We start from the raw sequence: 26,246 nt of genomic DNA on the forward strand, positions 1-26,246 counted from the left end.
GGCAAGGGTTGCGAAATAGGCGAAAAATAGTTTTTTCTCCTAAGACATTCGCTTCAGTCTGCCATCAACGTTCTTTTTTAAGAACAGCATGATCGATCATTGTCCGACAAAAATAATATAATCCCCCACCTGACCATTTTTCTTTCATTGTATTCTTATATGCTCATACTGCGTTTTTGTGATTCACTTCCAAAATGTGGATTCCATGCAAGGTATTGTTTTAGCTCAAGTGATTAAATATGGTATAAAATCCTTTCCAAAAAATTCTCATCATCAAAAGAAAAGGGCATTCTCATCTCACCATATAAAATTCACATATGAATCTGACTAACTCTCGCTTATTAAGGCAATATGATCTATTCTGGACTTTAGGTCTGTAAAAAAAGCCTCCAACACTTGGTTGAAGGCTTTTGAGGCTTTTGGAAAGACATTACACCATATAATCGCTTCCGAAGAATTTTTTAAAGGAATGGATGGTCGTTTCTCTATTTAGCGCCGCAATGGAAGTTGTGAGCGGGATGCCTTTCGGGCATGCTTGTACACAGTTTTGCGCATTTCCGCAGTTTGCAAGACCGCCATCCCCCATGATAGCATCAAGACGTTCGTCTTTGTGCATAGCACCGGTTGGATGAGCGTTAAATAACCGTACTTGTGACAGTGGAGCAGGTCCCATAAAGTTTGAATGACTGTTAACGTTTGGGCACGCTTCTAAACAAACACCACAAGTCATGCATTTTGCCAATTCATAAGCCCATTGGCGTTTTTTCTCAGGCATCCGTGGGCCAGGTCCAAGATCCCAAGTTCCATCAATTGGAATCCAAGCTTTCACTTTTTTCAACGAATCAAACATACGGCTGCGATCGATTTGCAAATCGCGAATAACCGGAAATGTTTTCATCGGCGCAAGACGAACAGGTTGTTCCAATTTGTCGATCAAAGCAGCACATGCTTGACGCGGTTTTCCATTGATCACCATCGAACAAGCTCCGCACACTTCTTCCAAACAGTTCATATCCCAAGCAACCGGAGTTGTTTTTTCCCCTTTAGCATTGACCGGATTGCGGCGAATTTCCATTAAGCAGGAAATGACATTCAAATTCGGACGATAAGGAATTTCAAATTCTTCTTCATAAGGGGCTGAATCCGGATTATCCTGGCGAGTTATAATTAAGCGGATCGTTTTCTTTTCACTCATCATTATGTCGCCTCTTTCTCCATAGTTTAGTGTTTTTTCGTGTAATCACGAACACGCGGTTTAATCAAAGATATATCGACATCTTCATAGTGGAAAGCTGGCGCACTGTCTTCTCCAGTAAATTTCGCCATTGTTGTTTTTAGCCATTCTTCATCATTACGATCAGGGAATTCTGGCTTATAATGGGCTCCACGGCTTTCATTTCGATTATAAGCACCAATGGTAATGACTCGAGCAAGATGAAGCATATTTTTCAATTGACGTGTAAAGCTGGCCCCTTGGTTACTCCACTTAGCAGTATCGTTAATATTGATATTTTTCCAGCGTTCCATCAATTCAACTATTTTTTCATCGGTTTTTAATAGTTTATCATTGTAACGCACAACCGTTACGTTAGCGGTCATCCATTCGCCGAGTTCTTTATGAAGAACATAGGCATTTTCCGTTCCGTCCATCTTAAGAATTTGATTCCATTTTTCTTCTTCTCGTTTTCTGTAACGATCAAATAAAGTAGAAGATATAGCATCAGAGCTTTTTTCCAAGCCATTGATATATTTCACAGCATTTGGTCCGGCAACCATTCCACCGTAAATGGCCGATAACAATGAGTTAGCTCCTAAGCGGTTCGCTCCATGTTGTGAATAATCGCATTCACCTGCAGCGAATACCCCTGGAATATTTGTACGTTGTTCATAATCAACCCATAGTCCACCCATTGAATAGTGAACCGCTGGGAATACTTTCATTGGAACTTTGTGCGGATCTTCACCCATGAATTTTTCATAGATTTCGATAATACCGCCCAATTTTACATCCAATTCATGCGGGTCTTTGTGGGAAAGATCGAGGTATACCATGTTTTCCCCATTGATTCCTAGTTTCAAATCAACACAGACGTGGAAAATTTCACGTGTCGCTATATCACGCGGAACAAGGTTTCCATAAGCCGGATATTTTTCTTCAAGGAAATACCACGGTTTTCCATCTTTATATGTCCATACACGTCCGCCTTCACCACGAGCCGATTCGCTCATTAGACGAAGTTTATCATCGCCCGGTATGGCGGTCGGGTGAATTTGAATAAATTCACCATTAGCATAATAAGCGCCTTGTTGATAGACGATCGATGCAGCAGAACCAGTATTGATCATGGAGTTTGTAGATTTTCCAAAAATGATTCCCGGTCCGCCGGAAGCCATAATAACGGCATCAGCACGGAATGTTTGAATATCCATAGTAGTCAAGTTTTGTGCTACGATGCCCCGGCAAACTCCTTCATCATCCAAGACAAGGCCAAGAAATTCCCAGCCCTCATACTTCGTTACTAATCCCGCTACTTCATAGCGGCGCACTTGTTCATCAAGAGCATACAAAAGTTGCTGTCCAGTTGTCGCACCGGCATATGCTGTGCGATGATGTTGAGTTCCTCCGAAACGGCGGAAATCAAGCAATCCTTCCGGTGTCCGGTTAAACATAACGCCCATGCGGTCAAACAGCGAGATAATTCCAGGCGCCGCTTCACACATTGCTTTTACAGGAGGCTGATTGGCTAAAAAGTCTCCTCCGTAAATCGTGTCATCAAAATGAATCCATGGCGAATCTCCTTCACCTTTTGTATTGACAGCTCCGTTAATGCCACCTTGAGCACAAACAGAGTGAGAACGCTTTACCGGAACTAATGAAAATATATCCACCGGAGTTCCTAACTCCGCTATTTTCACTGTTGCCATTAAGCCGGCTAAGCCGCCTCCAACTACGATGATCTTTCCTTTACTCATGGACACTCACTCCTTTTTTACCTAATGATGTACATCATCCATCTGCCTATCTCATACAAAAGCGAACAAAGCAGAAAGGCCGACATACGAAAGCAATACGAATACCAACAGTGAAACATACGTGAAAACGCGTTGAGAACGAGGCGTCACAATGATTCCCCAACTTACGCAGAAAGACCATAAGCCGTTCGAAAAATGAAAAATGGCCGATACAACCCCTACTATGTAAAAAGCTAGCATATATGGATTTGATAGAATATTAGCTACCATATCATAGTTAACTTCTTCCCCCATGGCTGCTTGAACGCGTGTTTCCCAAACGTGCCATACAACAAAGATGAGCGTGAAAATTCCTGTTAAACGCTGCAAGAAAAACATCCAATTTCGGAAATAACCGAAATTTCCCAAATTATTTTTCGCCGTAAACGCAATATATAAGCCGTAAATTGCGTGATATAAGAGCGGCAAAAAGATTAACACGATCTCCAATAAATAAAGCAACGGCAAGCTTTCCATAAACTTCGCCGCACGGTTAAAAGATTCCGCTCCCCTAGTGGCAAAATGGTTCACAATCAAGTGTTCAGTCAGGAATAATCCTATCGGAATTACACCTAGTAAAGAATGAAGCCTTCGATTAAAAAATTCACGATTTCCTGCCATACGGTACCCCCCTTGGTTATGAGCCGCCAATCAACATTTCTACAAAAAGAAATGTTTTCTGGCAACTGCCATCATTTTGTAACAATTATTTGACAAGTTCATTGTAACCCCATCACTGGAAAGCGTCAAGAAAACGTCTACATATTTTTCTATATTAATAAAATGACCAATTATAAAAAAAGTCGATCAATTCAACAGAATGTATTTTAGCAGAATATAAATATTTTTCAGCTTAGAGACAAATATTCCACACCTATAAAAAATCGATCGTGGAATGAAAAAAAGTTTTTTCATCTCCATCAGTCTTGTATATAATGGATACAGAAAGTAGGGATTTCAAATGGAGAATCATAAAGACATTATTCCACAAGAGCCGCAATCTGTTTCGATGTTCGCCTATGAGCTGTACCGGGATATTTTGTTACCGGAAATATTCGGCAAAGACACGGCGGACATTTTCTATTGGGCAGGAAAACAGCTTGCAAGAAAATTTCCTCTTCTATCTATAGATGAAATCTGCTCTTTTTTTGAAGAAGCTTGCTGGGGAACGCTCCAGGTGATAAAAGAAGAAAAAAAAGAGTTGCTGTTTGAATTATCAGGTCCTATTGTATTACGAAAATTTGACATATATTCTGAACCATTTTTTTCGTTGGAAGCAGGTTTTTTAGCGGAACAAATTCAAACGCAGAAAAACGTGACTGCCGAAGCGATAGAAGAGGTACATAAACGTTCCAAAAAAGTCCGTCTTCTCGTGAAATGGGAATAACGGCATCTTTTCTCGTCTATTTGCATTAAAATAGTTTTCTTAGAAACTATGGTTTCGAGAATCTGCTTTCCCCAGCTTCTTTCTTTTTTCTACATAAGCCAAAAAGACGGATGGGCAATAAAACATCCGTCTTTTAATCATTTGACAACGATCAGATCGTCGCTTTTGTTTTTTGTTGAGCCAGCCCAAAACCGTCATGAAGGACTTGAGCGGCTTTTTCCATATCTTTTTGATCTATGACCGTAGACACCTTAATCTCCGAAGTGCTGACCATTTTGACAGAGATATGGTTTTCAGCCAAAATGGCAAACATTTCAGCGGCAACTCCTGGGTTGGAAATCATTCCGGATCCTACAATCGAAACTTTTGCCAATCCTTCCTCATATGTAATCGAATCAAATCCAAGCTTTTCTTTATTTCGTTCCAACACATGGATGGTGTCATGCAAATCATCCGTTTTGATAGAGAACGACACACTGCCAGTTTGATCATGGATGCGGCTTTGAATAATAATATCGACGTTGATGCCATGATCCGCCAGAACGCCGAAAATGGAGGATAAGCTGTTGATTTCATCCTTTAAGCCTTCTACGGTAATTCTCGTAATGTCATCTTCAAATGCTACGCCTCTTACCACCAAATTCTGTTCCATCGATACTTCCTCCTCAATGATCGTTCCATTTTCCCTTTCCATGCTCGATCTTACAACAAGCGGGATGCTGTAATTTTTTGCAAATTCGACCGCGCGCGGATGCAAAACACCTGCTCCTAAATTGGCTAACTCCAACATTTCATCATAAGAAATGGAAGAAAGTTTTCTCGCCCCTTTTATATATCTTGGATCTGAGGTGAACACGCCAGTCACATCGGTATAAATGTCGCAGCGTTCCGCTTTCAACGCCGCCGCCAGCGCCACTGCCGTTGTATCCGATCCTCCTCGCCCGAGAGTCGTAATTTCACCGTCTTCTGTGACGCCTTGAAAACCGGCTACGACCACTATCTTTCCTTCTTCAAGCAAACTAGTCAGCTTTTTTGTTTCAATCTTGAGTATACGCGCATTCCCGTGAAGTTTTTCCGTCTGAATGCCGGCTTGCCATCCAGTGAATGAAATGGCCTCAAACCCTTTTTTGATCAAAGCGGTTGTCAAGAGCGAAATCGTCACCTGTTCTCCAGTCGACAGCAACATATCCATTTCCCTTTTGGGAGGATGATCATCGATGGCCTTAGCGAGTTGGACAAGCTGGTCGGTCGTTTTCCCCATTGCGGAAACGACGACCACCACATCATTTCCTCTCTTTTTTTCTTCGATTACACGATTGGCCACATTGAAAATTCTGTCTATATCACCGACAGATGTTCCTCCAAATTTTTGAACAATAAGTCCCAACAAAGATCCCCTGCCTTTTCATTGATTCACTTCTAAAACGCAAACAGGCAATGAGAACCAAATCTCATTGCCTGTGAAGATGTAATAAGAAAATACATCAAGCGTGAGATAGCTCTCCAAGACGATTCCATCTTGACAGTTCTGCATTTCTTAAACACAGAACCAGCAGAAAAAGGAATGAGCCTTTCACTGCTTCGGCGGCCGTCCCCTTTCCAAACTTTTCATGGAAGCTCATTCTTCTCCAAGCTTGTACTCTTGAACTCCGCGCCTCTATCATCACTTTTACGTATGAAAGTGATTTTATTTAATTTTAGGACATTATAGCATAATGGGATTTTTATGACAACGCGCTATTTCAACTTTTCCTTAATGTTGCGGGCGATCTTTTCGGGAATACCTATTTTCGTAAACTCTTCTAATTCTGCTTCTTTCATTCTTTTTAATGATCCGAAATGTTTTAGCAGAAGTTTTTTCCTTTTCGGTCCGACTCCCTCAATATCATCAAGTGCGGATCGAAAAGCGGTTTTTCCCCTCAGCTGCCGATGAAAGGTAATGGCAAAACGATGCACTTCATCCTGAATTCTTTGCAGCAAATAAAACTCTTGACTGTTCCGCTTTAATGGGACAATCTGCAGAGGATCGCCAAATAATAACTCTGATGTGCGGTGTTTTTCATCTTTAGCAAGCCCTGCAACCGGAATCGACAAATTGAGTTCATTTTCCAATACATCTTTTGCGGCTTCGACTTGCCCTTTTCCACCATCGATCAAAATTAAATCGGGAAGCGGCAATTGTTCCTTTAATACCCTTGTATATCGTCTTCGAACCACTTCTCTCATCGATTCATAATCGTCCGGACCTTGAACGGATTTAATCTTATATTTGCGATACTCCTTCTTTTCAGGTTTTCCATCGATAAAAACAACCATGGCGGAAACAGGATCCGTGCCTTGAATATTCGAATTATCAAATGCTTCAATTCGCAATGGGGTGGATATTCCCATCGCTGCCCCTAGTTTTTCAACCGCTTTGATCGTTCTTTCTTCGTCTCTTTCGATAAGCGAGAATTTTTCTTGAAGAGCGATCGCCGCATTTTTTACCGCCATCTTAACTAATTCTTTTTTTTGCCCTTTTTTCGGCTGAATCATTTTGACTTGGATCAGTTGTTCCGCCAACTCGATGTCCACGTTTTCAGGCAGCAAAATTTCTTTTGGCTTTATATGATGGGCTTTGGAATAAAATTGTCCGAGAAAGGTTAAAAATTCTTCCTCATCTTCATTGTAAATGGGGAACATCGAAACATCTCTTTCGATCAGCTTCCCCTGTCTGACAAAAAAGACTTGAACACACATCCAACCTTTGTCAACGGCATAACCGAATACATCACGGTCCGTAAAGTCGTTCGTTGTTATTTTTTGTTTTTCCATCGTCGCCTCGATATGGGCAATTTGATCCCGATATTCTTTTGCTCGTTCAAATTCGAGATTTTCCGCCGCTTCAGACATCTTTTTCATCAATTCATCTTTAATCTCTTGATAGCCGCCATTTAAGAAACGGGTAATTTCCTCCGTCATTTTTTTGTACGTTTCTTCCGGGACATGATTGACACAAGGAGCTAAACATTGGCCTAAATGATAATATAAGCAGACTCGATCGGGAAGAGTGGAACATTTTCGCAAAGGGTACAGCCTATCGAGCAGCTTTTTCGTATCATTCGCCGCTCCCACATTCGGATATGGTCCGAAATATTTGCCTTTATCTTTTTTTACCTTTCTTGTTGTAATCAGGCGAGGATGCCGTTCCGCCGTCAATTTTATATAAGGATAGCTTTTGTCATCCTTGAGCATGACATTATATTTCGGATCATGCTTCTTTATTAAATTCATTTCCAATATTAACGCTTCAATGTTAGAAGAAGTTACAATATATTCAAAGTCTTCAATCTCGTTGACCAGCCGCTGGGTTTTCCCGTCATGAGACCCGGTGAAATAAGAGCGAACCCGATTTTTCAACACTTTTGCTTTTCCGACGTAAATGATCGTTCCATGACGGTCTTTCATTAAATAGCAGCCAGGCTGGTCGGGAAGAAGAGCTAATTTATGCTTGATTATATCGTTCATGATCGCCACCTCCTGGACCACCTGGTGAACCAATTTCACTTTCATCTGTTTGTAGTGAGAGCTTCTTTAAAGACTCGTATATTTTAGCTGAACGATTGCCTATATACAAGAACCATTTTATGTTTTCCCATGTTCAAAAACGTTCATGTTCATACATTGGATCGCTGATACCATTTTCGTTTCTTCTGTATTGATTCGTTTCACCGTGAAAATGGGAGACTTCTCGCAAACGAATGGAGAAAACAATCACGCACCCGATTTTTTCTTGCTTTGGCTGTTTTGGCATGCATACTCGGCAATTCACCCGCCATTCTTCTCATTTTAAGAAGGCTACCCTTTCCAAATGAAACGGGTCACCCTATTCCATTTGGAAAAAGCAAAACAGCCATTTTCAAGAAAACGGTTGTCATCGTCCTGTTGAGACACTCGTTAATATTCCTTTCATTGAAAAAAGTTAAGTCTTTTCCATTTCATGAAAAACCAAAATCATGCTGATCCAAAATAAAAAGGCAAGCCCTCAACTCAATAACATTGAGATGCTTACCTTCGATTTTACCGCATTCCTCGAAATGACGGAGAATTATGAGTGCGGCAACATTCATTAAGCGTGTTTATTAATGAGTTCAGTTAACGCTTCTTTCGGTTGATATCCGATGACTTTATCCACTATTTCTCCATCTTTAAACAAGAATAAAGTCGGGATACTCATAACACCGAATTTTCTGGCCGTTTCTTGGTTTTCATCCACGTCCAGTTTCACGATCTTTAATTTATCATTCATTTCTGCATCAATTTCTTCCAAAACTGGAGCAATCATTTTACAAGGTCCGCACCACGGAGCCCAAAAATCAGCTAAAACAAGACCGCTGCTTGTTTCAGAATCAAATGTTTGATCAGTAGCTTTAACAATAGCCATTATTACCAATCCTCCTTATTTCCTTTCAGGTACTAGGGACAGTATACCATCCTTTAAATTGGAATGCTAATTTTTTGTTTGCAAATTGCATTTTCCCCGATCTACTTGAATTCTATTCTTTATCTCTATTACAAAAGCAGCGGACGAACGTTTTTAATCAAACATCCAATCAAAAAACGGCCTCGACAAATCCATGGCCGTTTTTTGATTGGATTACGAAGAAGCTATCTTTAATTTTTTGAATTCTTCTGTCAATATCGGCACTACTTGAAACAAGTCTCCAACGATTCCGTAGTCGGCTACGCTGAAAATATTTGCTTCCGGATCTTTATTAATGGCTACAATCACTTTTGAGTTGGACATCCCGGCCAAATGCTGAATGGCTCCCGATATGCCGCAAGCAATATAAAGATCAGGCGTAACCACTTTTCCCGTTTGTCCAATTTGCATAGAGTAGTCGCAATATCCCGCATCACACGCTCCTCGAGAAGCTCCCACCGCACCGCCAAGGACATCCGCCAGTTCTTTCAGCACTTTAAAGCCCTCTGCGCTTTTTACGCCGCGTCCCCCGGAAACAATCACTTTAGCTTCCGTTAAATCTACTCCTTCGCTCGCTTTCCGCACCACTTCTTTTACCACGGTGCGTATGTCTTTAATATCGGCTTGAACAGATGTGACTTCGCCGGTCCGGGATTCATCTTTTTCAAGAGGTATAATATTATTCGGGCGGACTGTAGCAAAAACGATTCCATCCGTGACTATTTTCTTTTCAAACGCTTTTCCCGAATATATCGGGCGAGTAAAGACGATGTTTCCCCCTGCAATTTCGACCGCTGTCGCGTCGGAAATCAGCCCTGTATTCAGTTTGCTGGCGATCTTAGGGGACAAATCTTTCCCCAGTGCCGTATGACCAAAGACAATGCCATCTGGCTTTTCTGATTCGACCACTGCCAAAAAAGCTTGAGCATATCCATCTGGTGTATATTGTTTTAATTGTTCATTCTCAACCACAACCACTCGATCCGCTCCGTAATGGATGAGCTGTTCCCCTAAGTTTTTTATCGAATCACCTATGATCACGCCAACTACTTCTCCGCCTTCCGCTATTGTTTTACCCGCAGACAAAGCTTCAAACGAAATGTTTCTGAGTGCTCCTTCACGAACTTCTCCTAATACCAACACTTTTCGTGCCATATTCGACCCTCCTGTTTCTTGTTCCCTTTCCATTACACCACTTTTGCTTCCGTATGCAGCAATTGAACCAGCTCTTTTACTTGATCACTTAAATCGCCTTCCAATATTTTTCCTGTTTCTTTTTTTGGAGGCAGAAACACTTCAATCGTTTTCGTTTTTGGCTCAACATCCTCTTCTTCAAGATCCAAATCATCCAGTTCTAATTCATCAAGCGGCTTTTTCTTCGCTTTCATGATTCCGGGAAGCGACGGATAACGAGGTTCGTTTAATCCTTGCTGTGCCGTTACGAGCAACGGCAGGGAAGTTTCAATGACTTCCGAATCCCCTTCCACATCACGGATCAATTTTGCTTGCGTCCCCTTTATTTCAATCTCAGTGATCGTTGTCACATATGGAATGCCTAATAGTTCTGCTACACGCGGCCCCACTTGCCCGCTGCCGCCGTCTATCGCCACATTCCCCGCTAAAATCACATCCGCCTCTTTATCTTTTAAAAATTCAGCCAAAATTTTCGCCGTTGTAAATTGGTCCCCGTCTTCTAAATCGTCTTCAACATTGATTAAAACCGCTTTGTCAGCTCCCATCGCAAGAGCAGTGCGCAGTTGTTTTTCACTTTCTTCGCCTCCGACGGTTACAACAGTCACTTCTCCGCCGTGAGCATCACGGATTTGAATAGCTTCTTCAACGGCGTATTCATCATATGGATTGATGATGAATTCCGCACCCTCTTCATCAATGGATCCATTGGTAATCGTGATTTTTTCTTCCGTGTCAAACGTTCTTTTTAACAACACAAAGATGTTCATTCGTCTCCCTCCTGTATCATAATATTCATCCTTTTAATAATGTTCGGATAATTAAATGGACAAAATGTCTACTCTCCTTTAAAAACAGGAGCTCGTTTTTCGATAAAAGCTTTTATCCCCTCTTGCCCATCTTTCGATTCAAAAACTTTGCCGAACCATTCAGCTTCTTTCTCCATCCCTTTTTGAAAATCGCCTTGCTTGGAATAATTTAATAGTTCAATAGCCGCTTTCAGTGAAAGCGGACTCTTCTTCGCAATTTTTGCTGCTAATTCCCGTGCCCGCGGTAGAAGTTCTTCCTCCTTGCAAACATCGTTGGCAAGCCCCCATTGAACCGCTTCACTTCCCGAAATCGGTTCACTTGTAAAAAGCATCTCGGCTGCCTTTCCGGTACCGACATAACGAGGCAGTCGCTGGGAGCCGGCAAAACCAGGGACTAACCCAAGGCTAAGCTCCGGTAAACCTAATTTGCTATTTTCCGTCACAAGGCGAATGTGGCAGCTCATGGCTAATTCCAAACCTCCCCCCAATGCCGCTCCATGAATAGCGGCAATTACAGGTTTGGAGAAATGTTCAATGCGATTAAACACTTGCTGCCCATGAGAAGCGAGAGAAGAAAATTTTTTGCCATCTTTGACAGTTGCAAATTCCTTAATATCCGCTCCCGCGGAAAAAAATCTCCCTTTTCCGTAAATAAGAACCACTCGGACATTCGGCTCGTTCTCCAATTCATCCAAGAGCAAATCCAATTCTGAAATGACCTCATTCGCTAAAGCGTTTGCAGGCGGGCGATCCAAGATCACTTCCGCCACATTTCCTTGTCGTTGCCATGAAAGATATTCCATTTCTTTACCATCCCCTTATACAACGGAAAATCATTTTTCTCCTAAAAACCCCTTTAATAACAGTTTGGCTACAGTTGGTGCGAGAGCCACAAGGTCATATTTTTGTTTGTTCATGACCCATGTTGTAGCGATTTCATCGATCGTCCCAAACAGCATTTGACGAGCTATGCGAGTATCAAGATCAGGAGCAAATTCCCCGCTTTCCACTCCTTCGCGAAGAATTTGCTCTATAAAATCTAAATATTCTTTCAACACATTATTGATGCGTCGGCGTAATTCTTGATTGGACTGCCTTAGTTCCAGCTGCGTTACTACTGCCAATTTCGGGTTTTGAGAAAGAATTCGAAAATGATTTTCTATCATCATGAATATTTTCTCTGCAGCCGTTTGTTTCCCTGCTATGACTTCTTTAATTTTTTCGATGAAATTCGCCATTTTTTCTTGAAACAATGAAATTAAAATGTCTTCTTTATTTTTAAAATACAAGTAAATGGTGCCGTCGGCTATTCCCGCCTGCTTGGCGATCTTTGAAACTTGTGTTTGATGATAACCGTTTTCGGCAATCGTAATCACGGCCGCGTCAATGATTTGATGGTATTTCGGTTTGTTTCTTCTCAAGACAATCCCCTTTCAAACTACACATCATCATTTATGAATGATCATTCATTCATAAATGAATCTTATCTTTTTTCTCCCATACTGTCAATAGAAAGGTTCATCATTATTTTTTCTTATTCAGCTTTCTTTTTCGTTTTTGCCTAAATTTTCTTTTTCTTCTTCTGTAAGAGCACGCCGCAATATTTTTCCCATTGCGGTTTTCGGCAATTCTTCCCGAAACTCGTAAATTCGTGGTACTTTGTAGGCTGCCAAACGTTTTCTGACAAAAGCATCCAACTCTTTTTCCGTTGCAACCGCGCCTTTTTTCAGTACAACATAGGCCTTGACAGTTTCCCCACGGTAAGGATCCGGAACCCCGGCTACGACAGCTTCCTGAACCGCTTCATGTTCGTACAGAACTTCTTCCACCTCGCGAGGATAAATATTATAGCCTCCTGCAATAATGATATCTTTCTTGCGGTCGACGATGTAAAAAAATCCTTCTTCGTCCATGTAACCGATATCCCCTGTCAAAAGCCAGCCGTTTCGCAAAACGGCCGCTGTCTCCTCGGGACGATTCCAGTACCCTTTCATCACTTGCGGCCCCTTTACAGCCAACTCGCCAATTTCATGAGGGGGAAGCGGATCTCCGGTTTCCAGCGATAAAATAGCTGCATCTGTATCCGGCCAAGGGAGCCCTATGCTTCCTTCCGCCTTTCTGCCCCACAGTAAATTGGCATGGGTAACAGGAGAAGATTCGCTTAATCCGTAACCTTCCACTAATTTTCCGCCTGTCACTTCTTCAAATTTTTTCTGGACTTCTAACGGCAATGGAGCCGATCCGCTAATACAGCATTTAATGGAGGAAAGATCATATTTGCTGATATCAGGATGGTTGAGCAAACCAATGTACATCGTTGGCGCACCGGGAAACAAAGTGGGACGTTCTTTTTCAATCGTCTTTAGTGTCGTTTTGACATTAAATTTCGGCAATATAATCATTTTATAAGCTTGCATAACGGATAAAATCATGACAGCCGTCATTCCATAAACATGGAAAAATGGGAGCAGCGCCAATACCGATTCTTCCCCTTTGCGGCACTTGTACAGCCAAGCGTCAATCATGGAAGCGTTTGCAACAAGGTTTTTATGAGTCAGCATGACCCCTTTTGGGAATCCCGTTGTTCCCCCCGTGTACTGCAAAAGAGCAAGATCTTCTTCAAAATCGAAATCTTCATCGATTTCATTCGCCGTTTCGTTTTTCAAAACCACATCAAATAAATGAATATTCCCTCTATGATGCACTTTTACCAATATTCCTGTTTGTTTTTTTTGCATTTGAGAATAGATAGTATTTTTAGGAAAGGGTAAATAATCTTTGATAGCTGTGACAATGACATGTTCAATGTCCGTCTTGTCCATGATCTTCGCCACTCGAGGGTAAAGAACATCCAGCGTAAAAATCACTTTTGCACCTGAATCCTCCATTTGGTATGCCAGTTCTCTTTCCATATAGAGCGGATTTGTCTGTACGACGACGCCACCAGCGTATAGTACACCGAAGTATCCGATCACGCTTTGGGGACAATTAGGAAGCATGATCGCCACTCTGTCTCCTTTTTGCACGCCAATTTTGCGCAAATATCCCGCTAACTTTAAAGCAGATTCATACACTTCTAGAAAGGTCATTTTCTTCCCCATAAACTGGATGGCCGTGTTCTCGGCATATTCTTCGGCTGCTCGAGTTAAATAGGATTGAATCGGAATAGGCTCATATGAAAGTGTAGCAGGAATTTCCTCCGGATAATGTTTAAGCCATGGTTTATCCGTCATCGAACTCCCCCTTCGATATTTTTTGGAAAATTTAAAATATTATATACGAATTATACAATATATTTATCCTATTTACAATCAAAGAAAAAAGATCGAACCTCCCTCCAAAATCGAAAGAGGTTCGACCTTTTTAAGCAAAAAAGACTAAATATATGATTCCAAGAATAAAAAATGCTCCGCAGCAAACAAGCAGCACTTTGGCCAATTTTTCCATTGTTTCATCTCCCCAATACGTTGTGGAGCTTGTTTAAAGAGAAGGAAAAAGGCGAAGACTTGCCAATATGGATTTTACTTCAGTTCAACCACTGTGACGCCGCTGCCGCCTTCCCCCGCTTCTCCGAGACGGATGCTTTTCACTGATCGATGACGCTTCAACAGCTCTTGTACTCCTTTTCTTAAAGCCCCTGTTCCTTTCCCGTGAATAATGGAAACACGCGGATATCCGGCCAATACGGCATCGTCAATGTATTTTTCTACTTTTATCAAAGCATCTTCATAGCGTTCCCCGCGCAAATCCAGTTCTAAGCCCACATGATAATCTTTTCCCTTTACGGTAGCCAACGGTTTCGGATCGACCTTTTTTTGCGAAGGAATGTATTCAAGATCCGATTCATTGACATTCATTTTTAAAATGCCGACTTGAACGAGCCATTCGTTCCCGTCGACTTTTTCGAGTATCGTTCCTTTTTGACCGAAGGACAACACTTTTACTTCGTCTCCCGGCATGAAGGAACGAGTCTTTTTCGCTTTTGGTTGCGGTGTTTTTTTCTCTATCTCCGGCACGGCATCAGATAACCGCTTTCTCGCTTCGATCAATTCATGCTCTTTTACTTCTGCATTCTTTTCCAGGCGCAGTTTTCTTAAATGGCGAATGATTTCTTCCGCTTCTTCTTTCGCCTTTTCGACAATCCTTGAAGCTTCTCTTTCAGCGCGGCTGTACATTTCTTCTTTTTTCTCATAAAACTCTTGCATCTGGTTTTGCAAATCTTTTAAAAGTTTTTCAGCCGATTTTAAATAATCTCTTGCCTCTTGTTCTTCTTTTTCGGCCAATTTTCTGCTTCTCTCTAAAGAAGCAATCATATTTTCTACTTCGTTAGTATCGGCACCCGTATATTGTCTTGCCCGTTCAATGATCTTGTGATTTAATCCTAAACGCTCGGAAATTTCAAAAGCGTTGCTGCGTCCGGGAACGCCGATGAGCAAACGATAAGTTGGGCTTAATGTTTCCACATTAAACTCAACACTGGCATTGATTACTCCATCTCGGTTGTATCCATAGGCTTTCAATTCAGGATAGTGGGTGGTTGCCACTACTCTGGCCCCTACTTCAAGCACTTCATCCAGGATCGAAATGGCCAGAGCCGCTCCTTCCTGCGGATCAGTTCCTGCCCCGAGTTCATCAAACAGAACCAAGCTCTCCCCCGTCACTTCCTTTAAAATATCTACAATATTCACCATATGGGAAGAAAACGTACTTAAGCTCTGTTCAATGGATTGTTCATCCCCGATATCGGCAAATACGGAATGAAAAACGGCCATTTCCGAACCTTCCTGAGCCGGTATTTGCAGACCAGATTGTGCCATTAACGTTAAAAGACCGATGGTTTTCAGCGTAACGGTTTTTCCTCCGGTATTCGGTCCGGTAATGACGATCGCTGTATAATCTTTCCCCAGTTCAATATCGTTGGGTACGGCTTCCTCTATCGGCAGCAAGGGATGACGCGCTTGATGAATCCTTATATATCCTTCTCGATTCATCAACGGTTTAGAAGCTTTCATGCTCTTGGCCAATTTCGCTTTGGCAAAAATAAAATCCAAATCACCCATCACTTGAACAATGACCAGCAGTTCATCGGCATTTTCCTGCACTTTCGCCGACAACTCTCTTAAAATTTTTTCAATTTCTTCCTGTTCTTTCAGCTTCAATTGCTTTAATTGATTATTTAATTGAACAATCGATTCAGGTTCAATAAAGAGAGTTTGTCCTGAAGATGACTGATCATGGACAATCCCGCCATAGTGGTGACGGTATTCTTGTTTCACCGGAATGACGTAGCGATCATTCCGAATCGTAACGATGGCATCCGAAAGCATTTTCTGCGCATTTTTGGATCGAATCATGCTTTCCAGACGTTCGCGAATTCTTCCTTCATGAATCCTGATTTGACTGCGGACCTCTCTTAATGTCGAACTGGCAGAATCCAAAATCTCTCCGTTTTCATCAACAGCGCGTTTAATGTCATGCTCCAACTCCGTCAACACAGGAATCTGTTCTGTTTGTTCTGACAAAATAGGTAACTTTTCCCCGTTTTCAACCAGTTCGGCGATAAACTTTTTCATCATTCGTCCTGAGTATATCGTTCCAGCAATTTGAATCAACTCTTCGCCATTGAGCAATCCCCCGATTTTGGCTCTTTGCACGTGTGGACGGATATTATGCAGCCCATCTAGAGGAGCATGTCCTGCTACTCGTAAAACGGTTGCCGCTTCATCCGTTTCCTCCTGCCAGTGAACCACTTCAGAAAAATCAGCAGAAGGAAAGAGAGCGTCGATTTTTTCAATTCCCAATGAAGAAGAGGCGTGCTGTTCCAATTGTTGCTTAATTTTATCAAATTCTAACGTTGCCAATACTTTCTTATTCAATGAGCAATCTCTCCCATCAAGCATCATTCGATTTGTATAAGGCTATGCTGAAAAAGGTTGATGGATCTCATACCATAAGTATTCTCCAAAATGAACCATCCAAATGACAATATTAAGGGATCTGTAAAAAGCGTTTCATCTGTTTTGCATCCAATGTATTCAATATATTTTCCCGTTTGATCCAGCCCTTTCTTGCCGCTTTCACTCCGATTTCCATAAACCGCAATTGGTCAACGGCATGGGCATCCGTGTTGATAAAAAATTTCACACCTGCTTCTTGAGCTTTTCGCAAATGATCCGCAGATAAATCCAAACGGTGCGGATTGGCATTCAATTCTAAAGCCGTATTCGTTTCTTTCGCCCATTCAATCAATAAATCGATGTCGACATCATATCCTTGTCTTCTGCCAATCAGTCGGCCAGTCGGATGAGCAATTAATCGGACATACGGATTTTCCAAAGCCGTCCGCAGCCTTTTCATAATAGTAGAACGGGATTGGGAAAAATGCGAATGAATGGATGCAATGACGAAATCCAGCTGCGATAATAATTCATCGTCGAAATCTAGCGTTCCATCCGGTAAAATATCCATTTCAATACCGGAAAAAACTTCAATATCCGTATATTTTTCGTTTAATTTTTTGATTTCTTCTATTTGTCTCTTGAGCCGATCAGGCGTTAAACCGTTTGCCACTTTTAAATATTGGGAATGGTCGGTAATGGCCATATATTGATACCCTTTCTTTCTGCACGCTTCCACCATATCCTCCAAGGAATAAGCCCCGTCCGACCACGTAGTGTGCATATGCATATCGCCTTTCAAATCTTCCATTCTCACTAGATCCAAGCTTTCACGATAATGGTCGACTTCGGTTCCGTCCTCTCGAATTTCAGGAGGAATCCAAGGCAAGCCAAAATGGCGGTAGAAGTCCTCTTCTGTAGAAAAGGTCACAGTTTCTCCTGTTTCCTTGTTTTCGATGCCATATTCGCTAATTCGTTCTCCTCGTTGTTTGGCAAGCTGTCTCATCCGAACGTTGTGATCTTTTGAACCTGTAAAGTGATGAAGCGCCGTGGCAAATTGTTCCGGTTCCACAATTCGGAAATCAACCGAAACACCATATGAATCCTCAAGCACAACCGACACTTTCGTTTTTCCGGCTGCTGTTACTTCTTTGATTCCCGGAAGATGGATCAGTGCATCCGCAACCTTTTGTGGATCAGCCGCAGCGATGATAAAATCCAAATCTTTCACCATTTCCCGTAACCTGCGAATGCTTCCGGCACGGGAAAATTGTAGGATTCCATCGATGTTTGCAAGGTTCTTCTCGATTTGTTCGCACAGTTCAAGCATATGCCAGATGGGTAGTCGTTCCGGTCGATCGCCAACTTGCTTTATGGCCGCTAAAATTTTTTCTTCCGTTTTTTTCCCGAATCCAGGAAGATTTTGCACCTCCCCTTTTTCACAAGCGGTCTTTAGTTCCTCCGCATTCGTAATCCCAAGCTCTTGATAAAGTTTGGAAATTTTTTTGCCTCCAAGACCCGGAATCTGCAAAAGAGGAATTAAACCTTTCGGCACTTCCTGCTGCAATTGTTCCAAAACAGAGGAGGTTCCCGTTTCTATAAATTCCTCGATGACACTGGAAGTAGCCTTTCCAATGCCGGGGATTGATGTAAAGTCTTTTATCTCATTTAAACCGCGTTCATCTTTTTCAAGGGCGGCCGCGGCCTTTCGAAAAGCGGACACTTTAAAGGAATTTTCCCCTTTCAGCTCCATATAGATCGCAATATTTTCCAGAAGCCGAACAACGCTTTTTTTATTGTTGATCATCCATTCTCACCCGCAATTTGGAAAAAATCGATAAATATTTCATCTATCGGCTGTACATATCATGCCATTATGTCTATTGAAAACTTGGTATTCTTCCTATATACTATCAGAAACACAGGAAATGAAAAACTTCTCCTATTCAGAGAAGTTTTTACAACGTTGTTGGGTTGAATGCAATCAGCTGTTTCACATAGTCCGAAACAATCGGCGTATGGTTGATCATCGCTCCGGCAATGACAGATTGCTGCAGCTGAGCTTGAATACTGTCAACCGGGAGGAATGTGCCTAGAACGATGAGCACAAGCAAAACAACATATATTTCTAAAAAACCGAGGATTCCCCCGCCGATCATGTTGAACTGACGAATAACGGGCAGATTGGCCACAATGCTGAGCATGGAAGCTAAAAAGGAAAGAGCGATTTTGACAGCAACAAAAATAATCACAAAGGCAATGGCTCCATAAAATAATTTATCCACGTTGACAGCATGGGCAAAAAAGAGAAGGCCGCTGCTGCCGTTTCCATCCAATGAAGGAGCAGGAAATAATCCGGAAAGCCTTGCTGCGACAGCATCATGCGCAGCATAAGCCGCGATTAGAGCGAGAATCGAACTGGTCATATGGAAAAGCTGGCTAATCAACCCGCGTTTTAAGCCGATCACAATACCGCTGATGAGAAAAAAAGCCAGAAGCAAATCAAGCATTGTCATCACCCTTTAACTTATTGAATTCTTCTTTCAAACGGAGATATTCTTCTTGGAGTTTTACATAATCATGTATGGCATTAACGGCTGTTAAAACCGCTAATTTACTAGTGTCAAGGGAAGGATTCTTGGAGTTGATTTCGCGCATTTTTTCATCGACCAGCTCTGCGACATGCCGAATATGACTGGCTGATTCCTCGCCAACAATGACGTACTGCTGTCCATATATGTCAACGGTAATTCGGTTTTTTTTCCTTTCAGACAATGTAGAATGCCTCCATTCTAAAAGAATCCTAACCTTTATATTAACATCAACATTCATCATTTGAAAAGAAAAAGGAGAATTATGTTGTCGAATATAGTACTGAAAGTATCTCATTCTGTTCTTTCGTCCATGAAAACACACTATGCAGACGATTTAACCGCAAAACTGCCGACAGGTGCTGTTTTTTGCGCTAAACGAAATGGATGCACAATCACCGCTTACAAAAGCGGAAAAGTCCTTTTTCAAGGAAACAGCGCCGAGCAAGAATCCAAAAAGTGGGAACAAGACTCCCTTCCATCTGAAAAAAAATCATCCATGAGCAAAAGTTCTGTCTTGCCTTCCGGTTTTTCATCGCTTTCCGTTATCGGCAGTGATGAAGTCGGTACAGGGGACTATTTTGGCCCGATCACTGTTGTTGCGGCCTTTGTCCGAAAAGATAAGATCCTTGATCTTAAACATTTAGGTGTGCAAGATTCGAAACAGCTCAGCGATCAGCGTATTATCGATATCGCAAAACAATTGGTCCACACCATTCCATACAGTTTATTGGTGTTGCATAACGAAAAATATAATGAGCTTCAGAAAAACGGAATGTCCCAAGGCAAAATGAAAGCTCTTCTTCACAATCGCGCCCTTTTAAATGTATTGCACAAAATTTCTCCTGAAAAACCAGACGCCATACTGGTCGATCAATTTGCGGAAGAGCCTCTTTACTTCCGATATTTAGAAAAAGAAAAAGAAATTTGCAAGGAAAACGTCTATTTTCAAACGAAAGGTGAAAACGTCCATATTGCTGTGGCTGCCGCTTCCATTCTCGCCCGCTTTGCATTTTTAAGAGAAATAGAAAAATTATCAAAGGAAGCTGGCTTCACCCTTCCAAAAGGCGCCGGTTCCATCGTCGATGAAGCAGCCGCTCGACTCATCGCCGAAAAAGGCGAAGAAAGCTTAAATTATTTTGCCAAAAGGCATTTTGCAAATACGGAAAAGGCTTTGCGGTTGATAAAATAAGCGAAACTTCTGTCATCGATAAGAGAATATCCGCTAATAGAAGTTCGCTTTTTTATTTTTCAGGCTGTTGTTTTTCTCGGCGGTGAAATCTTAACTCCTCCGCTTTCAATGCATGATTTTACGCTAACAAGAGAAAATCCTTCCTTAATCGAGTAGGAGGGAGCGATTAACTCCCGTCCTCTCACACCACCGTAAGTACGGTTCCGTATACGGCGGTTCAATTAAGATAATTGACGCAAGTCTTTATAACTTCCGTGAATAGCTGTTCTCTTTATGCCAGTGGTCACTCCACCCTCCAAGAGGTCTCCCACGGGATTCACCGCTTCCTCCCTCAAGTGAGGTACTACGTTTTCTGTGTTCATCATGACTCACTGAATACCAAGGGCTATTCTCTCTTAATTGTTCGGTCCTTCTTAGTTGTTCTAGACCAACTAATACTATGACCTCTGCTGACTTCTGACGGTTCAGCTACTTATCACTAAGTAGGTTATGAAGAGTACTTCACATATCCGCCAGACCTCCCCGGGTAAGTACATGCACTTTCACACCATCTATCCGCCTCATTTACTCGATATGACCTTCGACAGAAAGAGCTTTGTTTTGTTATGCAAACTCACTCAATCATACCTAGCCTTATATGAGGTTCGTGTTCCTCGGACCGGTGTTTTGCCTCCAGCTTCCTTCAGATTCCGCGTCACCACGGACACCCTTGCTCTTGGCTAACCTCTACTTCTGTCTTCGGGGTTCGGGACTTACACCCTATAGTTCATGTACATGCCGGGCGCACATAAAAGCAGACTCAACATCCAAAGAAACGGTGATGTTGAGTCTGTTTTCATGTAATGATCCTTTTAACTTCTTAATTCTGCTCCTGTTTTTTCTTTTACGGCAGCAAGCACCTTTTCATGGACATTCATGACTTCTTCATCTGTTAACGTTTTATCCGGATCATAGTATTTAAGAGAAAAAGCAATCGACTTCTTGCCTGGTTGTAAATGTTCCCCTTCATATAAGTCAAAAATGCGGACTTCCTTCAGCAGTTTTCCACCTGCTTGCCAAATGATTTGTTGCAATTTTCCAGCTTCCGTGTCTTTGTCCACCACTAAGGCAATATCGCGTGTAATCGAAGGGAAGCGAGGGATCGGATCGTATTGCAGTTCCAGCGCTTGTTCATTTAACAAGATGCTCGCTTTTAATTCAAAAACATAGGTTTCTTTTAAGTCTAATTGTTTTTGCTTTTGAGGATGCACTTGACCAATAAAACCTAGTCTTTTGCCATTTAAAAAGATTTCAGCAGTCCGTCCCGGATGCATATCAGGGAGTTCTGCTTTTTTCCATTCAACGGCATCGCCAAGGCCAAGTTTTGCGAACAGCCCTTCTAATATTCCTTTTAAAACAAAAAAGTCTGCCAGTTTTTGTTCTCCTTGCCACTCGTTCGCTTCCCACACACCGGTAATGGCTCCGGCAATATGTTCATCTTCCTGCGGCAGTTCTTGGCCGATTTGTTTCAGAAAAACCGACCCGATCTCATATAACCCGATTGAATCATTTTGGCGAGCGACATTATAGGATACTGCTTCCAACAAATGAGGAACCAAGCTTTGGCGAAGAAGACTTCTTTCCTCGCTCATAGGCATGGCGATTTCGACCGGTTCCGTTTTATCCAGTACAAATTGATGAACCATATCCCGACTGGTCAAAGAATAAGTGATGGCCTGATACAGCCCCGCTCCTTCCAGAAACTTGCGCACGACGCGACGCTTCTGTTGATAAGGGGTTAAACCTCCCGGAGAGGCAGCTCCTACCGGCAACGTTTTTGGCAATTCGTCATATCCATATAAACGAGCTACTTCTTCGATCAAATCTTCTTCAATCGTAATGTCCCCTCTTCGAGTCGGAACGGTGACAGTGAACAAGTCGTCGCTAGTTTCGACAGTGAAACGGAGTCTCCGGAAAATATCGACAACATCTTGACTCGAAAGATTGGTGCCCAAAACGCGGTTGATTTTGGAAAGCGATATCGTTATTTTTTTCGGTTCTGCCTCTAAATCTCCGGCGACAACCGTTTCTCGCAGCACTTCCGCACCAGCATATTTTTCCAGAAGTTCAACAGCTCTTTCCGCCGCAGCTTTGACCCTGTTTGGATCGACACCTTTTTCGTAGCGGGCGCTCGCTTCACTGCGCAAGCTGTGATCCTTAGATGCCTTTCGAATAGTTGTTCCGTTGAAGTAAGCAGATTCGATTAAGACGGTTGTCGTATCCTGCTGAACTTCGGAATTGGCTCCCCCCATCACTCCAGCCAATGCTACGGGTTTGGAACCGTTCGTGATCACGAGATGTTCCGGCGTCAAAGTACGTTTTACATCATCTAATGTCACGATTTCTTCTCCATCATAAGCGCGTCTTACCAGAATTTCTTTAGAACCAAGGCGATCGTAGTCAAACGCATGGAGAGGCTGTCCGTATTCCAGCATGATATAGTTCGTAATATCTACCACATTGTTGTGTGGACGAATACCAGCTGCCATAAGCCGTGCCTGCATCCATAATGGAGAAGGGCCTATTTTTACGTTTTTAACCACTTTGGCGACATAGAACGGATTATCTTCTTTTGCTTCCACTGTCACTTTTATGTAATCACTGGCTTTTTCTGTACTTTCATGGTAAACGGGATGAGGCAGTTTCACATCACGATCCAAAATGGCCGCCACTTCGTAAGCGACACCGAGCATGCTTAAGCAGTCGGAGCGGTTCGGCGTTAATCCTAGTTCGATGATACAATCGTCCAAGTTCAACGCTGTGATCGCATCCGCCCCCACTTCAGCATCATCCGGAAACACAAAGATCCCTTCGGCAAATTCTTTTGGCACCAATTTTCCTTCAATACCGAGTTCTTGTAGAGAACAAATCATGCCGTTCGATTCTTCGCCGCGCAGTTTGGCCTTTTTAATTTTTATGCCTCCCGGAAGGCGAGCACCTGGTTTGGCTACTGCCACTTTTTGGCCTGCAGCTACATTCGGTGCACCGCAAATAATTTGAACCGGTTCTCCTTCACCGATATCTACCAAACATTTGTTCAATTTGTCGGCAGCCGGGTGTTTTTCGCATTTTAATACATGGCCGATCACTACATTTTTAATATGTTCTCCCGGTATTTCCACGCTTTCTACCTCAATGCCGGATCGGGTTATTTTTTCCGCCAGATCCTTCGCGGAAATTCCCGAAAGATCCACGTAATCTTGAAGCCATTTCAGTGAAACCAACATATTCAGAATACCTCCTTTTCTCAATGAACCATGTTGCCTTTTTACAGGCAATCGTTATCCGTTTATGTACAAGTGCTTTTAAAGCAACAGCACCTTGCGTTAAGATTCGTGGATGGAAAATTGTTTTAAAAAGCGAATATCGTTCGTATAGAAATGACGAATATCATCTATTCCGTATTTAAGCATAGCAATTCTTTCCGGACCCATTCCGAAAGCAAAGCCCGTATATTTTTTCGAATCGAAACCGGCCATTTCCAACACATTCGGGTGAACCATACCGGCTCCTAATATTTCAATCCATCCAGTGCCTTTACATACGCTGCATCCTTTGCCATGGCAAATTTTACAGGAAATATCCATTTCCACCGAAGGTTCGGTAAACGGGAAAAAGCTCGGACGCAAACGAATTTCCCGATCCTCGCCGAAAAACCGTTTAGCAAACACTTCAAGCGTTCCTTTTAAATCACTCATGCGTATGTTTTCATCGACCACAAGACCTTCAATTTGAGTAAATTGATGAGAATGAGTCGCATCGTCGTTATCGCGGCGGTAAACTTTTCCTGGACAAATAATTTTAACCGGGCCTTTTCCTTTGTGTTTTTCCATTGTCCGTGCTTGAATAGGGGAAGTATGCGTGCGAAGCAAAATTTCCTCCGTTATATAAAACGAATCCTGCATATCGCGGGCTGGGTGATCCTTCGGCAAATTAAGCGCTTCAAAGTTATAGTAGTCTGTTTCCACTTCTTGTCCTTCCGCTACTTGATACCCCATGCTGATAAACAAATCTTCTATTTCTTCTATTATTTTGGTCAATGGATGGGCATTGCCGTTTTTGACAGGACGTCCCGGCAATGTAACATCGATCGCTTCTTCTTTTAATTGCTTTTCTATGGCCGCTTCTTCCAGCTGTTTTTGCTTTTTCTCGATTTGCTCGGCAATTTCAGCCCTCACTTGGTTGGCCAAAGCCCCGATTTTTGGACGTTCTTCTGCAGACAGCTTCCCCATTCCACGCAAAACCTCTGTAATGGGGCCTTTTTTACCTAAATAGCTGACACGAATGTCATTTAATTCTTTTAAGTCTTGAGCACTTGCCACTTTTGACAACGCTTCTTGAGCCAATTCTTTTAACTTCTGCTCCACTGTCATGCTCCTCCTTTTACATTATTTTTCCAAACGAAAACCTCGCCCCAAAGGAAAGGGACGAGGTTGGATCGCGGTACCACCCTTTTTAGCATGCCGAACCGTTCGCGGCATACTCTCTTCATACAAATAACGGCTATTGAACCGGGGCGTCTTTACATTTCCTCGGAAATGGTCCAAACGCCGACTCGAGAGGTGAACTTCGTTTGCTCTTCACATAAAAATGCTTTCAGTCACGGCATTTTCTCCCTGAATGGAAGGAAGCAAACTACTTTTCTCTGTCATTGTCTTTAACCCTATTTAAATTTGATTGGTTTCTTCTGAATGAAGTCCTTTAAAAGGATTCGTCTCTCAAAAAAGCGTTATTTTCTCTCCGCCCATTTAAGCTAAGTTCGTATTATAGGTATCATTATAGCAATTTCATTGGCAATTTCAAACCCCTTTTGTCGAATCCTGAAAGTGATACAGCAAAATGCCGGCTGCAACTGCTACGTTTAGCGATTCACTTTTCCCGTAAATCGGTACATATACATTGTGATCGGTTAATGATAATAACTCTTGCGAAACGCCGCTGCCTTCGTTGCCGACCAATACAGCAAATCCTTTAGAAGGCTGGATATCCCGATAATTTTCTGCATTTTGCAAAGCCGTCCCATAAACAGATACACCCTTTTTTTGAATCAAGCTGATCGCTTCTTCTAAAGGTGACTGTACGATGTCGACATGAAAATGGCTTCCTTGGGCAGCTCTTAATACCTTCGGATTATAGGGATCGGCGCTTCCTTTTCCTAGTACGACCGCATCGATTCCCGCTGCGTCCGCTGTCCGTATCATCGTCCCGATATTTCCGGGATCTTGAACACGGTCAATCAGCAAAAAGGTCGTACCTTGTTCAAGAGCGTTTTTTGAATCCCGTTTTTTGCAAACGGCAAAAATCCCTTGCGTCGTTTCCGTCTCAGCCAGAGATTTCGCCACTTCTGCTGTCACAATCGTGATCGGAATACCGTCCATATTCCATTTTGCAGGCAAAACAATGTTTTCCTCCATAATGATTTCTTCTATCTCATTTTTATAGGAAAGTGCCTCTTCAACTAAATGGAATCCTTCCATCATATATCGCCCGGTTTTATCTCGTTCTTTTCTCGTCGCCAGCTTCCTCCACTGCTTGACTTGTGGATTTTTAACGGATTGGATCACTTTCACTTTTTTCTCACCTTTCGACCATAGAATTCAATTACATCATTATAGCATAATGTCCGCGACGCCGCGCATTGATCCACGATCAGGAGTCAGTCAAGA

Annotated in this window: 21 protein-coding genes, 1 riboswitch and 1 other annotated feature; of the genes, 2 read left to right on the forward strand and 19 right to left on the reverse strand. The window is 42.3% G+C overall.

Annotated elements, in window-relative coordinates; genetic code table 11:
• Positions 1-430: 430 nt before the first annotated feature.
• Genes sdhB through NST12_RS11990 form a run of 3 tightly spaced genes read right to left on the reverse strand, consistent with a single transcriptional unit; the run spans position 431 to position 3,633 of the window.
• On the reverse strand, positions 431-1,195 hold the full coding sequence (gene sdhB / locus NST12_RS11980) for a succinate dehydrogenase iron-sulfur subunit (RefSeq protein ID WP_048624509.1): 765 nt from the start codon (positions 1,193-1,195) through the stop codon (positions 431-433).
• Between the two features lie 26 nt (positions 1,196-1,221).
• A complete protein-coding gene (gene sdhA, locus NST12_RS11985) occupies positions 1,222-2,973 on the reverse strand; it encodes a succinate dehydrogenase flavoprotein subunit (RefSeq protein ID WP_341101355.1) in 1,752 nt (583 codons plus the stop codon).
• Positions 2,974-3,024: 51 nt separating this feature from the next.
• Positions 3,025-3,633: a succinate dehydrogenase cytochrome b558 subunit gene (locus NST12_RS11990; RefSeq protein WP_003355571.1), complete on the reverse strand. Its 609-nt coding sequence runs from the start codon at positions 3,631-3,633 to the stop codon at positions 3,025-3,027.
• 340 nt (positions 3,634-3,973) lie between these two features.
• On the opposite strand from NST12_RS11990, the gene NST12_RS11995 reads away from it, so the two are divergent.
• Entirely contained in the window at positions 3,974-4,399 is a 426-nt protein-coding gene (locus NST12_RS11995; protein WP_003355572.1) for a YslB family protein, read from the forward strand.
• A gap of 151 nt (positions 4,400-4,550) precedes the next feature.
• Here the strand turns inward: NST12_RS11995 and NST12_RS12000 are convergent, their stop codons facing one another.
• The 13 genes from NST12_RS12000 to zapA all read right to left on the reverse strand — a co-directional run bounded on the left by NST12_RS12000 (position 4,551) and on the right by zapA (position 19,533).
• Positions 4,551-5,786, reverse strand: coding sequence for an aspartate kinase (locus NST12_RS12000; protein WP_270583741.1), 1,236 nt, complete (start codon positions 5,784-5,786; stop codon positions 4,551-4,553).
• Between the two features lie 101 nt (positions 5,787-5,887).
• A riboswitch (Lysine riboswitch) is annotated at positions 5,888-6,067 on the reverse strand.
• A 69-nt stretch (positions 6,068-6,136) separates the two neighbouring features.
• Positions 6,137-7,906, reverse strand: coding sequence for an excinuclease ABC subunit UvrC (gene uvrC, locus NST12_RS12005; protein WP_327805422.1), 1,770 nt, complete (start codon positions 7,904-7,906; stop codon positions 6,137-6,139).
• Positions 7,907-8,039: 133 nt separating this feature from the next.
• Positions 8,040-8,210 carry a hypothetical protein gene (locus tag NST12_RS12010; protein WP_341101359.1) on the reverse strand — a complete coding sequence of 57 codons (171 nt, stop codon included), beginning with the start codon at positions 8,208-8,210 and terminating at the stop codon, positions 8,040-8,042.
• Between the two features lie 297 nt (positions 8,211-8,507).
• Positions 8,508-8,822 carry a thioredoxin gene (gene trxA / locus NST12_RS12015; protein ID WP_003355576.1) on the reverse strand — a complete coding sequence of 105 codons (315 nt, stop codon included), beginning with the start codon at positions 8,820-8,822 and terminating at the stop codon, positions 8,508-8,510.
• 213 nt (positions 8,823-9,035) lie between these two features.
• Positions 9,036-10,016 carry an electron transfer flavoprotein subunit alpha/FixB family protein gene (locus tag NST12_RS12020; protein WP_048623794.1) on the reverse strand — a complete coding sequence of 327 codons (981 nt, stop codon included), beginning with the start codon at positions 10,014-10,016 and terminating at the stop codon, positions 9,036-9,038.
• A 32-nt stretch (positions 10,017-10,048) separates the two neighbouring features.
• Positions 10,049-10,822, reverse strand: a complete 774-nt coding sequence (locus tag NST12_RS12025; protein WP_048623795.1) for an electron transfer flavoprotein subunit beta/FixA family protein — start codon at positions 10,820-10,822, stop codon at positions 10,049-10,051.
• 68 nt (positions 10,823-10,890) lie between these two features.
• Complete coding sequence (locus NST12_RS12030; RefSeq protein ID WP_327796865.1) at positions 10,891-11,664, reverse strand: enoyl-CoA hydratase; 774 nt, start codon at positions 11,662-11,664, stop codon at positions 10,891-10,893.
• Between the two features lie 30 nt (positions 11,665-11,694).
• Positions 11,695-12,282: a TetR/AcrR family transcriptional regulator gene (locus NST12_RS12035; protein WP_327824251.1), complete on the reverse strand. Its 588-nt coding sequence runs from the start codon at positions 12,280-12,282 to the stop codon at positions 11,695-11,697.
• 117 nt (positions 12,283-12,399) lie between these two features.
• On the reverse strand, positions 12,400-14,094 hold the full coding sequence (locus NST12_RS12040; RefSeq protein WP_048623797.1) for a long-chain-fatty-acid--CoA ligase: 1,695 nt from the start codon (positions 14,092-14,094) through the stop codon (positions 12,400-12,402).
• 288 nt (positions 14,095-14,382) lie between these two features.
• Positions 14,383-16,737, reverse strand: a complete 2,355-nt coding sequence (locus NST12_RS12045; protein ID WP_341101361.1) for an endonuclease MutS2 — start codon at positions 16,735-16,737, stop codon at positions 14,383-14,385.
• A 112-nt stretch (positions 16,738-16,849) separates the two neighbouring features.
• Positions 16,850-18,565 carry a DNA polymerase/3'-5' exonuclease PolX gene (polX, locus tag NST12_RS12050; RefSeq protein WP_341030052.1) on the reverse strand — a complete coding sequence of 572 codons (1,716 nt, stop codon included), beginning with the start codon at positions 18,563-18,565 and terminating at the stop codon, positions 16,850-16,852.
• A 151-nt stretch (positions 18,566-18,716) separates the two neighbouring features.
• Positions 18,717-19,268 carry a CvpA family protein gene (locus tag NST12_RS12055; RefSeq protein WP_341030053.1) on the reverse strand — a complete coding sequence of 184 codons (552 nt, stop codon included), beginning with the start codon at positions 19,266-19,268 and terminating at the stop codon, positions 18,717-18,719.
• Positions 19,261-19,533 carry a cell division protein ZapA gene (gene zapA / locus NST12_RS12060; RefSeq protein WP_048623800.1) on the reverse strand — a complete coding sequence of 91 codons (273 nt, stop codon included), beginning with the start codon at positions 19,531-19,533 and terminating at the stop codon, positions 19,261-19,263. Before zapA ends, NST12_RS12055 begins: the two co-directional genes overlap by 8 nt.
• A gap of 84 nt (positions 19,534-19,617) precedes the next feature.
• On the opposite strand from zapA, the gene rnhC reads away from it, so the two are divergent.
• Entirely contained in the window at positions 19,618-20,541 is a 924-nt protein-coding gene (rnhC, locus tag NST12_RS12065) for a ribonuclease HIII (protein WP_341030054.1), read from the forward strand.
• Between the two features lie 851 nt (positions 20,542-21,392).
• On the opposite strand, the gene pheT is transcribed toward rnhC, so the two are convergent.
• The 3 genes from pheT to NST12_RS12080 all read right to left on the reverse strand — a co-directional run bounded on the left by pheT (position 21,393) and on the right by NST12_RS12080 (position 26,150).
• On the reverse strand, positions 21,393-23,807 hold the full coding sequence (gene pheT, locus NST12_RS12070; RefSeq protein ID WP_341030055.1) for a phenylalanine--tRNA ligase subunit beta: 2,415 nt from the start codon (positions 23,805-23,807) through the stop codon (positions 21,393-21,395).
• A gap of 99 nt (positions 23,808-23,906) precedes the next feature.
• Positions 23,907-24,947, reverse strand: coding sequence for a phenylalanine--tRNA ligase subunit alpha (gene pheS / locus NST12_RS12075; RefSeq protein ID WP_003355591.1), 1,041 nt, complete (start codon positions 24,945-24,947; stop codon positions 23,907-23,909).
• 53 nt (positions 24,948-25,000) lie between these two features.
• Positions 25,001-25,241: a binding site (T-box leader), on the reverse strand.
• A gap of 138 nt (positions 25,242-25,379) precedes the next feature.
• Positions 25,380-26,150: a TrmH family RNA methyltransferase gene (locus tag NST12_RS12080; protein ID WP_341101364.1), complete on the reverse strand. Its 771-nt coding sequence runs from the start codon at positions 26,148-26,150 to the stop codon at positions 25,380-25,382.
• Positions 26,151-26,246 lie beyond the last annotated feature (96 nt).

This window comes from Bacillus sp. FSL W8-1127 (assembly GCF_038006725.1).
Classification (GTDB): Bacteria; Bacillota; Bacilli; order Bacillales; family DSM-4216; genus Bacillus_O; species Bacillus_O smithii.

What these genes read in the sequence shown, in the direction of transcription:
- sdhB (WP_048624509.1), bottom strand. Translation starts at nt 1,195, where the DNA reads ATGAGTGAAAAGAAAACGATCCGCTTAATTATAACTCGCCAGGATAAT.
- sdhA (WP_341101355.1), bottom strand. Translation starts at nt 2,973, where the DNA reads ATGAGTAAAGGAAAGATCATCGTAGTTGGAGGCGGCTTAGCCGGCTTA.
- NST12_RS11990 (WP_003355571.1), bottom strand. Translation starts at nt 3,633, where the DNA reads ATGGCAGGAAATCGTGAATTTTTTAATCGAAGGCTTCATTCTTTACTA.
- NST12_RS11995 (WP_003355572.1), top strand. Translation starts at nt 3,974, where the DNA reads ATGGAGAATCATAAAGACATTATTCCACAAGAGCCGCAATCTGTTTCG.
- uvrC (WP_327805422.1), bottom strand. Translation starts at nt 7,906, where the DNA reads ATGAACGATATAATCAAGCATAAATTAGCTCTTCTTCCCGACCAGCCT.
- trxA (WP_003355576.1), bottom strand. Translation starts at nt 8,822, where the DNA reads ATGGCTATTGTTAAAGCTACTGATCAAACATTTGATTCTGAAACAAGC.
- NST12_RS12020 (WP_048623794.1), bottom strand. Translation starts at nt 10,016, where the DNA reads ATGGCACGAAAAGTGTTGGTATTAGGAGAAGTTCGTGAAGGAGCACTC.
- NST12_RS12025 (WP_048623795.1), bottom strand. Translation starts at nt 10,822, where the DNA reads ATGAACATCTTTGTGTTGTTAAAAAGAACGTTTGACACGGAAGAAAAA.
- NST12_RS12030 (WP_327796865.1), bottom strand. Translation starts at nt 11,664, where the DNA reads ATGGAATATCTTTCATGGCAACGACAAGGAAATGTGGCGGAAGTGATC.
- NST12_RS12040 (WP_048623797.1), bottom strand. Translation starts at nt 14,094, where the DNA reads ATGACGGATAAACCATGGCTTAAACATTATCCGGAGGAAATTCCTGCT.
- polX (WP_341030052.1), bottom strand. Translation starts at nt 18,565, where the DNA reads ATGATCAACAATAAAAAAAGCGTTGTTCGGCTTCTGGAAAATATTGCG.
- NST12_RS12055 (WP_341030053.1), bottom strand. Translation starts at nt 19,268, where the DNA reads ATGCTTGATTTGCTTCTGGCTTTTTTTCTCATCAGCGGTATTGTGATC.
- pheT (WP_341030055.1), bottom strand. Translation starts at nt 23,807, where the DNA reads ATGTTGGTTTCACTGAAATGGCTTCAAGATTACGTGGATCTTTCGGGA.